This is a genomic window from Wielerella bovis, from assembly GCF_022354465.1.
GTDB lineage: Bacteria > Pseudomonadota > Gammaproteobacteria > Burkholderiales > Neisseriaceae > Wielerella > Wielerella bovis.
In genome coordinates, this window is the sequence record NZ_CP092361.1 from 1979947 (window position 1) to 1993894 (window position 13948).

General features: G+C 42.9%; 8 protein-coding genes. 2 read left to right on the forward strand and 6 right to left on the reverse strand.

What is annotated here, in order from left to right; genetic code table 11:
* Positions 1-65: 65 nt before the first annotated feature.
* From ubiD to nirK, 3 genes are all read right to left on the reverse strand, one after another.
* Positions 66-1544: a 4-hydroxy-3-polyprenylbenzoate decarboxylase gene (ubiD, locus tag MIS45_RS09620; RefSeq protein WP_249450383.1), complete on the reverse strand. Its 1479-nt coding sequence runs from the start codon at positions 1542-1544 to the stop codon at positions 66-68.
* A 583-nt stretch (positions 1545-2127) separates the two neighbouring features.
* Positions 2128-2877: a formylglycine-generating enzyme family protein gene (locus MIS45_RS09625; protein WP_249450384.1), complete on the reverse strand. Its 750-nt coding sequence runs from the start codon at positions 2875-2877 to the stop codon at positions 2128-2130.
* Positions 2878-3032: 155 nt separating this feature from the next.
* Positions 3033-4523, reverse strand: coding sequence for a copper-containing nitrite reductase (gene nirK, locus MIS45_RS09630; RefSeq protein ID WP_249450385.1), 1491 nt, complete (start codon positions 4521-4523; stop codon positions 3033-3035).
* A gap of 372 nt (positions 4524-4895) precedes the next feature.
* On the opposite strand from nirK, the gene MIS45_RS09635 reads away from it, so the two are divergent.
* A complete protein-coding gene (locus tag MIS45_RS09635) occupies positions 4896-7142 on the forward strand; it encodes a nitric-oxide reductase large subunit (protein WP_249450386.1) in 2247 nt (748 codons plus the stop codon).
* A gap of 436 nt (positions 7143-7578) precedes the next feature.
* On the opposite strand, the gene MIS45_RS09640 is transcribed toward MIS45_RS09635, so the two are convergent.
* Positions 7579-10083 carry a heavy metal translocating P-type ATPase gene (locus MIS45_RS09640; RefSeq protein WP_249450387.1) on the reverse strand — a complete coding sequence of 835 codons (2505 nt, stop codon included), beginning with the start codon at positions 10081-10083 and terminating at the stop codon, positions 7579-7581.
* 263 nt (positions 10084-10346) lie between these two features.
* On the opposite strand from MIS45_RS09640, the gene MIS45_RS09645 reads away from it, so the two are divergent.
* Positions 10347-10898: a flavin reductase family protein gene (locus MIS45_RS09645; protein ID WP_346766860.1), complete on the forward strand. Its 552-nt coding sequence runs from the start codon at positions 10347-10349 to the stop codon at positions 10896-10898.
* Positions 10899-11006: 108 nt separating this feature from the next.
* On the opposite strand, the gene MIS45_RS09650 is transcribed toward MIS45_RS09645, so the two are convergent.
* The gene (locus tag MIS45_RS09650) at positions 11007-12329 is read right to left on the reverse strand and encodes an MFS transporter (protein WP_249450389.1); all 1323 of its coding nucleotides are present in this window, start codon (positions 12327-12329) and stop codon (positions 11007-11009) included.
* A 508-nt stretch (positions 12330-12837) separates the two neighbouring features.
* Complete coding sequence (locus MIS45_RS09655; RefSeq protein ID WP_249450390.1) at positions 12838-13815, reverse strand: DMT family transporter; 978 nt, start codon at positions 13813-13815, stop codon at positions 12838-12840.
* Positions 13816-13948 lie beyond the last annotated feature (133 nt).

Here is a 13948-nt window from a genome sequence, read left to right on the forward strand (position 1 = left end):
CCAAATATCAATAAATTATCCCTGTTTTCAGGCTGCCTGAAAATAAAGGCAGCCTGAAACACATTTCACAAACCCAAATTCGCCCACATCGCGTCCACTTTGGCGACAGTCGCAGGGTCGTGCTTAATCGGCACGCCCCACTCGCGGTTGGTTTCGCCCGCCCATTTATTCGTTGCGTCCAAGCCCATTTTGCCGCCCAAACCACTCACAGGGCTGGCAAAATCCAAATAATCAATCGGCGTGTTTTCCATCAAAACCGTGTCGCGCACAGGGTCCATGCGCGTGGTCATCGCCCAGATGACTTGTTTCCAGTCGCGCACGTCAATGTCATCGTCCACCACCACAATGAATTTGGTGTACATAAATTGCCGCAAAAACGACCAGCAACCCATCATCACACGCTTGGCGTGTCCAGCGTATTGCTTTTTCATGCTCACGACCGCCATGCGATACGAACAGGCTTCGGGTGGCAAATAAAAGTCCACAATTTCAGGGAATTGCTTTTGCAACAATGGTACAAACACTTCATTCAACGCCTCGCCCAACACGGCTGGTTCATCGGGCGGTGCGCCTGTGTAGGTGCTGTGGTAAATCGGGTTTTCGCGCATGGTAATGCGTTCTACTGTGAATACAGGGAAATAATCCTGTTCATTGTAATAGCCCGTGTGGTCGCCGTAAGGACCTTCCAGCGCGACTTCATCGGGGTAAATCACGCCTTCCAACACGATTTCGGCACGCGCTGGGACGTGCAAATCGTTGCCAATGCATTTGGTCAATTCTGTGCGTGCGCCGCGCAGCAAACCTGCAAATTGGTATTCGCTCAAAGTGTCGGGAACGGGTGTAACCGCGCTCAAGATGGTTGCAGGGTCGCAGCCCAACACCACAGAAACGGGATACGGCTTATCGGGAAACAGGCGTTTGTGTTCCTGAAAATCCAACGCGCCGCCGCGATGTGCCAGCCAACGCATAATCACTTTGTTTTTGCTCAATACTTGCTGCCTGTAAATACCGAGATTTTGGCGTTTTTTGTTGTAACCGCGCGTTACGGTCAAACCCCAAGTAATCAGGGGTGCAACATCGCCAGCCCAGCAATGTTGAATCGGCAAATCGTACAAATTGACATTTTCCCCTTCCAAAACAATTTCTTGGCAAGGGGCATTTTTGACGATATTCGGTGCCATGCTCCAAATGTCTTTCAGCAAGGGCAATTTGCTGAATGCGTCTTTCACGCCTTTGGGCGGTTCGGGCTCTTTCAAATAAGCCAATGTTTTGCCGATGTCGCGCAATTCGCTGATATCGCTTGCGCCCATGCCCATTGCCACGCGCTCGGTTGTGCCGAATAAATTGGCTAACACGGGGTAGGCGTATTTTGTGCCGTCTGGGCGCACTGGGTTTTCAAACAACAAAGCCGCACCATCAGCACGCAAAACGCGGTCGGAAATCTCCGTGATTTCCAAATGGGGCGACACGGGCGCGGTAATGCGTTTGAGTTTGCCTTGTTGTTCAAGGATTTGCATGAATTCGCGTAGGTCTTTGTATTTCATATTATTGCTTTCGTTTTATATTTTTCAGGCTGCCTGAAACTGCATAATCAAATTATACTTAATGGGAGCGATTAATCGCTAGATTGATATAGTGAATTCAATTTAAATCAGAACAAGGCGACAGCGACCGCCGTGTACACATAGTACATAAGGAAGCTGGCAACGCTGTACTGGTTTAAATTGAATGCACTATATAATTATGGTGTAGATTGGATACTTGTATTCGATAATTTTCAAATTATAATCGGTTAAATAAAAATAATATGGCATTGCCAGCTCTCTTATGTACTTAAGTATACACGGCAGTCGCTGTCGCCTTGTCCTGATTTAAATTGAATCCACTATACAATTTGGAACTTTGCAAAGGTTTCCAACTATACAAAAGTTTCAGGCTGCCTATATTTTAGGCAGCCTGAAACCTAGAGAATAACGGCAATGAACAGCGTCGTGCATAATTGAATTTTGCACCAAATTCGCCCAATCCTGCGTTGAAAATATTTTTCAATGGAAAGCATGAACTCACTTTTTTCCTTGAATTTTGGTTATCTGCAAAACCAACTCACGCCCAAATCATCATTCGCCGCTATTTCGCACAACGAAAACCCAAATTTTTCAACACAAAAGGTGCTTTCAAACTGGTGCGAATACCAAAGCGCATAAATGCCACATAATTACTTGGGTCGGTGGCATTATTGGAACCGCCGCCACAATATAAATCGCTGTTGCTGCCGCCATTGAGCAAGCTGCTGTTAAAATCCTCCGTCCATTCCCAAATCATGCCGTGCATATCGTGTACGCCGTAAAAATTCGCTTTGCCCTTACCCACATCACGCAAACCTGAACGCCCACCATCGGCATACCAATCCAAAATGGTACGATTGTAGCTGGCTTCATTCGTACCATTTTTTTGCAATGCCGAAGCCTGTCCCACATATTCCCATTCATCAATGGTCGGCAAGCGTTTGCCTTGCGCCACGCAATACGCATGCGCCGCAAACCACGATACATTAACCACAGGTTTATTGGCGTCAGCCGCTTTGGGGACATACGCATTGCCTTGTTTAACCCAATGACTCAAATATTGAGCTTCCGCATGACGCACACCCACTTTACCGCGCTGCCATTGCGGATGTTTTTGCACAAAACGCGAAAATTCCGCATTGGTAATAGGCGTTTTGTCCAACTGAAACGATTTGACAGGAATCAGCGGCGTATCTTTTTTTAAATACAAAGGGCGATAACTGCCGCCTTCAATTTTAGCCATGCCCGCCGCACCAACATTCAGGCAGCCTGAAAATAACACGGCTGCAAATAAATAGGAATGAAGTTTCATGATGTGTTTTTCCTTATCATTTTAGGTTTTCAGGCTGCCTTTTGTGTGATTTTATCATTGTCTATCTTAATCTAAAATTTAAACACACTTATCCACAAAACGCAGCCTGAAAAAAAGCTGCCAGCAATATCATAACTGGCAGCTTCTTTCATGCCTTACTTACGCGCAGCAGCCACATCTTCTGGTTTCACTTCGCCACCTTTGTTGCCAAAAGTGTTCAACACATAAGTCAAAACATTCGCCACTTCTTCATCATTCAATGACAAAGCAGGCATCACACTATTGTATTTTTTACCATTAACGGTAATTTCACCACTCAAACCTTTCACAACCGCTTGGATACCGCGTTTATGGTCAGCATTCAAGTAATCAGATTCAGCCAATGGCGGGAACGCACCTTCTACACCTTTACCTTCCACACCATGACAAGCCAAACAGTTAGCTTTGTACACTACTTCACCTGCTTTCACACGCTCTTCTTTGCTGCCTGCTTTGGGTGTACCCGCTTCCACTTTGGCAGTTTCGCTGGCAGTTAAAGGCGCGGTTTGAATAGCCCCACCTTCGCTTTGATATACACCTTCGGTAATTTTTCCTGAGAAAATGTCTTTATCTTCGGCACCTTCGGCTTTAATTTGACCCAAAGCACCTTTGTTAAACGTACGGAAAATAGAGTGGTCAACCAAATTGTATGTTCCTGGTACATCAATTTTCATTTCCACAATCGCCGCACCACCTGCAGGAACCAATGTGGTTTGTACATTTTTGTTGATTAAATCACCGCCTTCAACATAAACCTTGTCAAAAATTTCGCCAATCACATGGAATGAAGATACCAAATTCGGGCCACCATTACCCACAAATAAACGAACCGTTTCGCCTACATTGGCTTTCAAGGCATTTTCGCCCGCAATAGAGCCTACGCTACCATTGAATACCACATAATCAGGCTGCTCTTTAATCGCTTTTTCCATATCAAATGGTTGTAAGCCTGCTTCGCCATATTTGCCTTTGGTGTAGAAATCGCCTTGAACCACATAGTATTCGCGGTCCACTTTTGGCAAACCTTCTTTTGGCTCAACCAAAATCAAACCATACATACCATTGGCAATGTGCATGCCCACAGGTGCAGTCGCACAATGGTAAATGTACAAACCTGGTTGTAAGGCTTTAAAGCTGAAATTGCTCACATGTCCTGGTGCGGTAAACGATGCTTCTGCACCACCCCCTGGACCTGTTGCCGCATGGAAGTCAATGTTGTGCGGCACAGTAGAATCTGAACGATTGGCAAATTCCACGTCCACAATATCGCCTTCACGCACACGAATCATTTGTCCAGGAACTTGACCGCCAAATGTCCAGAATTTGTATTCCACGCCATCTGCGATTTTCATCACTTTTTCAGCTACTTCAATTTTCACTTTCACACGCGCAGCATGGTCGCGATTCACAGGTGGTGGAGCTTCTGGTGCATACGTCATCACTGCATCAATCACAGGCAAATCCGCTGCTGGCGTATTATCCACTGCCACAGTCTGAGCAGGTGCAGAAGCTGTTTTAGCTGAATCAGATGGTGCAGGTTGCGGCTGTGAGCAAGCGGCAAAAACAAAAGTAGAAGCAATCAAAGCTGCTAATGTACGCATTTTCATGGTCGTGTTCCTTCACGAGAATAAAAAGTTATTGTGTCATTTTCAGGCTGTCTGAAAACATTTAATCATGTGCGCCATTATGTGTTAAGACTTTTTAACTTATCTTGACTTAAATCAAAAATTCATTAAATACTCATATTTTTTCAGCTAAATAGCACATAATTTGGTTGTTTTGTGGTTAATTTGGTTTTCAGGCTGCCTTTTTGTTCATTGCATAAATAAATAAAATATTATTAATGTACAAATAATTAATGAATAAATAAGGCAGCCTGAAAAATTATTTATCTTTTTTCAGGCTGCCTATGTTACAATTTTTAACATTCATAATTTATGAATGTAATAAACCGCAAAATTACTTTTTAGGAGCACAAAATGGGGCAATATAAAAAGTTATGGTACACGTTAATCTGCGTGTTGGCTGTAACCTTTTCCTTACTCGGTTATTTGGGTGTTGAAGTTTATCGTCAAGCACCACCGTTTCCAGAAAAATTTGTTTCTGCTTCGGGCGCAACGATTATCACCAAAGATGACATCCACAAAGGTCAATCGGCGTGGCAATCTACGGGTGGTATGGAATTGGGCTCGGTGTTGGGACATGGTGCTTATCAGGCACCTGACTGGACGGCGGATTTCTTACACCGTGAATTGGTGGCTTGGTTGGATTTAACTGCGCAAGCTGAGCATAGCAAAAAATTTGATGAGCTGGATGTGGCGCAAAAAGCGGCAATCCAAGCGCGTTTGAAACAAGAATATCGTGAACAAAGTGCGATGGACGAATCGGGTACGGTTAAATTGTCTGATACGCGCGTGAAAGCGATTGAGCAAACGGCACAATATTACATTGATTTGTATGGCGACAAACCTGAATTGGATAAAACGCGCGAATCTTTTGCGATGAAAACCAATACTTTGCCCGATTTGCAAGCGCGTCAGCATTTAACCAAATTCTTTTTCTGGACAGCTTGGTCGGCATCGGCAAATCGTCCCAATAGTGTGGCGACTTACACCAATAACTGGCCGCATGAGCCTTTGATTGACAATAAGCCAACAACTGAAAATTATATGTGGTCGTTTGCGTCTATCGTATTTTTGTTGGCTGGTGTAGGCTTTTTGGTATGGGGTTATCACTTTTTGCGCAAACAAGAAGTTGAACCCGAAGTACCTGAATACGACCCATTAGCAAAAATTGTATTAACACCTTCTCAAAAAGCATTGTGGAAATATGCGGCTTTGACCGTTATTTTGTTTATTGTGCAAATTTTGTTGGGTGGCTTGGTGGCACACTACACCATTGAAGGTCAGCATTTTTATGGTATTGAATTATCTAAAATTCTGCCTTACTCTTTGGCGCGTACTTGGCACTTGCAATCTGCCTTGTTCTGGATTGCGACAGGTTTCTTAACTGCTGGTTTGTTTATTGCGCCTGTGTTGAATGGTGGTAAAGACCCCAAATACCAAGCTTTGGGTGTGAATTTACTGTATGTTGCCTTGTTTATTGTAGTTGCAGGTTCTTATGCAGGTAACTTCACTTCTTTGGTGTTGAATAAACTTTCAGGCAGCGCTAATTTCTGGTTTGGTCATCAAGGCTATGAATATTTGGATTTGGGTCGTTTTTGGCAATTATTGCTGACTGTGGGTTTCTTGCTGTGGCTATTTTTGATGTTACGTTGTGCTATTCCTGCTTTTAAGCAAGGTGGCGACAAAAACTTGTTGGCGATTTTCGTAGCATCTATCGTAGGTGTGGGTGCGTTCTATGCACCAGGCTTGTTCTATGGCGAACACACGACTTTGGCAGTGATGGAATACTGGCGTTGGTGGGTGGTGCATTTATGGGTAGAAGGCTTCTTTGAAGTATTTGCCACCGCTGCATTGGCGTTTATTTTCTACAACTTGGGTTTGGTAAGCTACAAATCTGCGACAACCGCATCTTTGGTTGCAGGTAGCCTCTTCTTGGTAGGCGGCGTTCCAGGAACATTCCACCACTTGTACTTCACAGGCACAACCACACCCGTAATGGCAGCAGGTGCATCATTCTCTGCGCTGGAAGTTGTCCCCTTGATTTTATTGGGTCATGAAGCTTATGAACATTGGTCTCATCAACACGCTGCACCTTGGATGAAACGTCTGCGCTGGCCTTTAATGTGTTTCGTAGCTGTAGCATTCTGGAATATGTTGGGTGCAGGTGTCTTTGGTTTCTTGATTAACCCACCGATTAGCCTGTACTACTTGCAAGGTTTGAATACCACCGCTGTACACGCGCACGCAGCATTATTTGGCGTATATGGTTTCTTGGCATTAGGTTTTGTATTATTGGTCGGCTGTTACATCAAGCCTGACTTCACATACGATGCCAAACAAATGACATGGGGTTTTTGGTTGATGAATGCAGGTTTGATTGGCATGATTATTTCCAGCTTATTGCCCATCGGCATTTTCCAAGCCTATGCCTCTATCACAGAAGGTTTATGGTATGCACGCAGCGAAGAGTTTATGCAACAAGGTCATTTGGAAATGTTGCGTTGGTTGCGCACAATTGCAGACTTTGTCTTCATTGGTGGTGCGTGCTTATTCGCATGGCAAGTGATTCGTATGTCTATTAGTAAAGATAAAGCAGCATAATAAAAGGCAGCCTGAAACCTTTGTATAGTGAATTCAATTTAAACCAGTACAGCGTTGCCAGCTCCCTTATGTACTAGGTGTACACAGCGGTCGCTGTCGCCTTATCCTGATTTAAATTGAATCCACTATAAAATCCATTCAGACTGCCTAGCTAGAATCATCATTACCAAATACTTATAATTAATTAGGAGCTAATGACACTACTGTGCTGTCATTAGCCCCTAATTACTATATCAAAATCATGCAACAATGAGGCAGCAACATCTGCCGTGTATAAGTTGTACATAAGGGTGTTAGCAACGCTGTACCATTTATAGTGAATTCAATTTAAACCAGTACAGCGTTGCCAGCTCCTTTATGTACTAGGTGTACACGACGGTCGCTGTCGCCTTGTCCTGATTTAAATTGAATCCACTATATATTTTAACCGACTATACTAGATTTTCCTCAACCGCAACGCATTGCCCACCACAATCAAAGAACTCACACTCATACCAAGCGCCGCAATCCACGGAGTAACATAGCCCAACACCGCCAACGGCACAACCAGCAAATTATAGCCCGTTGCCCACAACAAATTTTGGCGGATAATCCGCTGCGTTTTCGCCGCCTGCGCCAACATCAATGGCAATGCCGCAAAATCATCGTTCAACAACATCACATCTGCGCCTTCTCGCGCCACGTCCGCGCTGCCCGCCACCGCCACCGACACATCAGCCATCGCCAATACAGGCGCATCATTGATGCCATCGCCCAACATCAACACGCACTTGCCCTGCGCTTGCAAGGCTTGCACATACGCCAATTTGTCTTCGGGCGTGGCAGCGGCACAATAATTTGCAATATTTAATTGATTTGCCAACTGCGACACCGCAGCTTCATTGTCGCCACTCAAAATATGTAACATAATGTTTTGTTGAGATAATTTCTGCAACATTTCTACGGTATCTGCTTTAATCGTATCGCGCAACAAAAAGGCAGCCTGAAAACCGTTTTGATTGCCCAACGCAATCACGCTACCCTGCTGCGCCAATTCACGCATGCTTTCAGGCTGCATTCCTGCAATTTCCGCCACAAAATCAGGCTTACCAATAGACCAAATCTGCGTATCACCCTGCACCGTGATTTGCGCCGAAATACCCTGTCCAATTTTGTTGATTTTTTGCGCGATTTGGATTTCAGGCTGCCTGAAAAAATCAGATTGTGGCGCATCTTTTGCTTCGTTTGTTGCAGATAGATGAGACAAATCCGTACCCAATCCCAAAATCGCTTTTGCAATCGGATGTTCTGAATGTTGTTCCAATAATTGTGCGATTTCAATTAGTTGAGCATCTTTCAGGCTGCCTGAAAAATTGACAAATTGATTCACCGACAATTTTCCAGCCGTCAATGTCCCCGTTTTATCAAACACCGCATCGGAAACTTGCGCCAACGTTTCCAAAGCATGCCCACGCGCAATCAACACGCCCTCGTTTGCCAACCGTCCCGTACTCGCCGCCAATGCCGCAGGTGTCGCCAACGACAAAGCGCACGGACAAGTAATCACCAACAACGCCACCGTAATCCATAACGCCGTTTGCGCGTCCGCCAACCACCACCACACAGCAAAAGTCGGAATCGCCATCATAATCAACGATGAAGTAAAACCCGCCGCATATTTTTCTGCCAATTCTGCCAAACGCGGTTTTTGCGACAAGGCGCGGTCAAGCAGTTTGACAATGTGCGCCAAACGAGTCTGATTGCCCACTTGTTCTACCTGAATTATCAATAGGCTTGCCACATTTAAAGTACCAGCGGTAACATGGCTGCCTGAATGTTTGACAACAGGCACGCTTTCTCCCGTTAGCATCGCTTCGTTGATTTCGCTGTCGCCACGCAAAACAATGCCGTCCACAGGCACAATTTCGCCAGCGCGTACCACAATCGTATCGCCCATTTTCAATGATACAACCGCCGCTTCTTCGCTGATTTCTTTTTCCAAATCCTTGATTTTATGGCAAAACGCAGGCACCAGTTTGACCAAACGTTCGGCTGCATCGCCAGCTTTGCGCCGCGCCGATTGTTCCACAAATCGCCCAATCAACAAAAACAACACCAGCATGGCGATGCTTTCAAAATACAAGCCGCTGCCTGAATGTTGTGTCAGCGAGTAAATGCCTGCAATAAATGTCAGCGTGATGGCAAGCGCAATCGGCGTGTCCATGCCTGTGCGTTTGTTGTGAAAATCGCGCCATGCACCGATGAAAAATGGCTGCGCGGAATAGAAAATCGCGGGCAACACCATCAAAAAACTGCTCCAATGCAAAATGAGCAGATATTGTTCTTCAATATCTTGATATAGATAAGTTGGCAGCGCGAACATCATCGTTTGCATACTCGCCAAACCTGCAACCGCAATCCGAATCAGCATTTTTTTGCGTTCTTTTTGCGCTTGTTCTTCCTGTTTTTGCGCATCATATGGTGCGGCGGTGTAGCCTGTTTGTTGAATTAAATGCAAAATTTCTGACAATTTCACACGCGCATCATCCCAACGCACACGCGCTCTTTGGGTGCTGTAATTCAATTCTACTTTGACAATACCTGCTTTGCGTAAAAGTTGTTGCTCAATCAACCATGTACACGCCGCGCAAGTGATGCCGCTCAACATTAACATGGCTTCTTTTTCATTTTCAGGCAGCATTTCCACAAATTCGGCTTGTACTTCGGGCAAATCATACAATTTCAGTTGCGCCAAAATTTCATCGGGTGGCAAGCTGGCTTTTTCTGCGCTGGCGGTGCGGTTTTTGTAATAATTGCCCAGCCCTGCATCAATGATGCCTTGTGCAACTGCTTGACAGCCAGCACAACAAGTGGGTTCTTCGTGTTGCTCGTAAATAATGGTTAAATGGATGTTTTCGGGAACAGGGAGACCGCAATGGAAACAGGATTTTTCGGTGGACATAATGATTTTTTCAGGAAAGGTGTTTCAGGCTGCCTTAATAGTATGCAGCCAAAATATTCAGGCAGCCTGAAACTATTGAAATCAATTTATTGTTTCAAAATAGTCAGATAATAGAATTTATGATGAAAATAAAATAACCGTTTCAGGCTGCCAAAAAGCGTTATTATGATACAAAATAGCCAAAATAGGCAGCCTGAAAGTACAAAATCGGTTATCATCGCACCATTTTATTTATTTCAAATTAGATTATGAATATTTCTCCCGTGCCTCTCAATAAGGCTTTTCGTTTACTCAATCATGGACCGACTGTGTTGGTGTCTGCGCATCACGATGGTGTAGACAATATTATGGCTGCGGCGTGGAGTAGTCCATTGGATTTTTCGCCTTGCCGTGTAACGGTTGTGTTGGATAAAAGTACTTTCACGCGCAGCTTGATTGAACAAAGTGGCTATTTTGCCCTGCAAATTCCTGTGCAATCACAAGCACGTTTGGTTTTGGAGATGGGAAATAGTCGTCATAAGAATCCTGAAAAAATTCAGAATGTTGAAATATTCCGCCAAACTGGGTTTGATGTACCATTGGTTTCTGGTTGTGCTGCGTGGTTGGTGTGCAAGGTATTACCTGAACCACATAATCAGCAAACTTATGATTTGTTTATTGGCGAAGTGCAAGGTGCTTGGGCGGATAACCGTGTATTCTATGATGGTCATTGGTTATTTAATACAGCCCCTGCGGAAATGCGCACTTTGCATTATGTATCGGGCGGTCAATTTTATGAGATTGGTGCAGGATTAGATTTGGGTGATAGACGATGATGTGTTTTCAGGCTGCCTTTTTTGAATCACAACAAAAGGCAGCCTGAAAAATATCATTTTGAAAAATGCAGCCTGAAAACATATTTTTCAGGCTGCATTTCTTTTTAATTACAATTTTTTATATGCGGTTTCTACGCTAAATCTAATTGCAATGAGTGAGATAATAGCTACAAGTACCAAATACCAAGCAGGTGCTAAATCGCTGCCAGTATATTTAATCAACAATGTAGCAACCAATGGTGCTGTACCACCCAATAAAGCGTTACCCATATTGAAACACAAGGCAAAACCACTAAATCGCAAATGCGTTGGGAAAATCTCGGTCAAGAATCCCGGTAATGTACCATCGTTCATTGCCAACATCACGCCAAATGCCAATGTAACGAAAAGCGACATGATGAAATGATTGGTTTCCAACAGCATAAATAATGGCACGGAAAATAGGATAAATGCGATACAAGCCAGTCGCAACATGGTTTTGCGTCCATACAAATCAGACAAGTGTCCCATCATAAAAATAAAACCGATGTATGCTAATAAGCCTACGCTTGATGCCATGAATGAATGGGTTTCATCCATACCTAATACGGTACTTAAATAAGTTGGCATATAGCTTAATGTTGTATAGAACGCTACAGCATTAAGTGCTACCACACCACACGCAATGAGCATTTCTTTGCGGTATTTAGTAAGTAAGATTTGAATAGGTAATTTGGTATTTTTTTGGTTCTTATCCAGTTTAGCTTCCATTTCGCGGTAAACAGGGCTATCTTCCAAGTGTAAACGAATATAGCGACCAATTAAGCCAAATGGACCTGCCAATAAAAATGGTAAACGCCAGCCCCATTCATGCAATGCATCATGTTCCATCACAGTGTGCAATAAAGCTGCAAGTAATGAGCCTAACAATAAGCCAGCAGCGGTACTCGCGGGCACTAAACTGGTATATAAACCACGTTTGCCTTTGGGGGCATATTCTGCCAAGAAAGCTGATGCACCTGCATATTCACCCGATGCAGAAAAACCCTGCACCATACGAACGAGTAATAACAAAATAGGTGCAGCGATACCAATTGATGCGTAAGATGGAATAAGTGCGATACAGAAAGTGGAAATGGACATAATCATAATTGACCACGCGAGTGCTTCGCGCCGACCATAACGGTCACCCCAATGTCCCCAAACGATGCCACCAAATGGACGAATAATGAATGAAATAGCAAAAACAGCAAAAGTAGCAATCAAGCCTGTTTGCGGGTCTTCCGATGGAAAGAATACTTTACTGATAATAGCTGCAAGATAACCATAAGCAGCATAGTCAAACCATTCCACAAAATTACCGATGAAGCTGGAAGTTGCTGCTTTACGAAGTGCTTGACTTTCCTGTTCCGTGAGCTCCGGTACAGAATTATTTGTGTGTGTTGCTGACATAATAATCTCCAATCATGTTTTAAAGAAGACAGTTTCAAGTATAGACTGATTAAAATATTTTTCTAGTCTTATTGTTCTAAATATTTCGTTTTTTTAGAATTTTGTTGCAAATTTGCGAAAGTTAAATAGAATTTCAATATATTTTCAAGGAAATGACATTCAGTATTATCTATAAAAATTAAGGGTAATTCTGATGGCAACTCTTTAATTTTACCAATTTGGAGTTATGATGGCTTTTAAAATTTGCGTAATCAGGGCAATACTAAAATCACAATAAAAACTATTATTTAATCAATATAGATATCAAAAATTGATTAATTTTTGCATAAAATAAAACAGTAAGTCATTTTTATTTTTTCAGGCTGCCTATTCCTAACAACGCAACTTGAAAAAACATGACTACTTGCTGCTCTAATAAATACATCAAAATTTATTACAAATTATTGAAAGGTGGCTGAACAGATTCTCACACCACCTTTCAAATTATCATCAATTTTGAAACAAATTTTCAAGCTGCCGTTGCTGTTGGTGTATTATCATCAACTTCTTTATTTTGTTTACGAGAAAATAGACTAGCAATCACTTCGCTCATACCACCAACAATAATCAATGCACCACCGATAATTTGCGCCATACTCAATGGTTCGCCAAAAATCATCAAACCTACAAATACTGGTGCTACCACGCATTCCCAGTAAGATACGCAGGCAAATTCAGATGCTTTCAAATGGCGTGTTGCGATGGAACAAGTACCTAATGCACCAAAACCACATACAAAACCGATTGCAACCCACCAAATCCAGTCAGAAGTACCCATATTAGCAATAGTTGGCTGAGTAATTGGGAACAATGCCAAAATACCGATTAATGCAAACAAAAAATTCCAAAATGCTCGCGTGTCCCCTGGTACTTCTGTACGGAAACGGTTGAAGAACAAGAACAAACCGTAACCTACACCTGAATACAATGCTAACATATCGCCTTTGAAGGTTTCTTGTTTGAATTCGAAGCCCATTTTCAGGCTGCCTCCTTCAAAACTAACCAAACCAACAATCAGCAACATACCAACAAATACACCGACCATTGAAGCCCATGTTGTTGCCCTCATTTTTTCTTTCAAGAAAATTACGGCAAGTAAAGTGGAAATAATAGGGCCAACATAAATAAAGAACACTGCATTGGCAATAGATGTCAATTTAGTTGCCATCACATAAGCTGATAAACAGTTACCCATGAAAAAACCACTTAAAATCATTGGGAAAGACAGTTTAAATTCTTTTAAGGTATGCAACCTACCGTTGTACGCTAAAATAGCTAAAAATGCGAGTGTACCGCATAACATACGCGAAGAAGCGATAAAGTCGCCTTGCGCATTAATATTACGAGCAAAAAAGCCTACGAACCCCATCAAAGTGGCTGCAATAAATGCATTAATAAAGCCAACTTTTTTGTTGATGGGAGTGCTACTATTAGTTGAAGTACTCATAGTATATATCTCCAAGTTTTCTAAATTCTCCAAAAAATTCTATTCATTTGCTAAATTATTAATAATCGATACAGCCTCCTCTCCAGCATCAAAGCTTTGATATTTTTTTATAATGACTCATGATAATAATGCA

Bases quoted from the DNA above. Each gene is read 5' to 3' on its own strand.
- ubiD (WP_249450383.1), bottom strand. From the start codon at position 1,544: ATGAAATACAAAGACCTACGCGAATTCATGCAAATCCTTGAACAACAA.
- MIS45_RS09625 (WP_249450384.1), bottom strand. From the start codon at position 2,877: ATGAAACTTCATTCCTATTTATTTGCAGCCGTGTTATTTTCAGGCTGC.
- nirK (WP_249450385.1), bottom strand. From the start codon at position 4,523: ATGAAAATGCGTACATTAGCAGCTTTGATTGCTTCTACTTTTGTTTTT.
- MIS45_RS09635 (WP_249450386.1), top strand. From the start codon at position 4,896: ATGGGGCAATATAAAAAGTTATGGTACACGTTAATCTGCGTGTTGGCT.
- MIS45_RS09640 (WP_249450387.1), bottom strand. From the start codon at position 10,083: ATGTCCACCGAAAAATCCTGTTTCCATTGCGGTCTCCCTGTTCCCGAA.
- MIS45_RS09650 (WP_249450389.1), bottom strand. From the start codon at position 12,329: ATGTCAGCAACACACACAAATAATTCTGTACCGGAGCTCACGGAACAG.
- MIS45_RS09655 (WP_249450390.1), bottom strand. From the start codon at position 13,815: ATGAGTACTTCAACTAATAGTAGCACTCCCATCAACAAAAAAGTTGGC.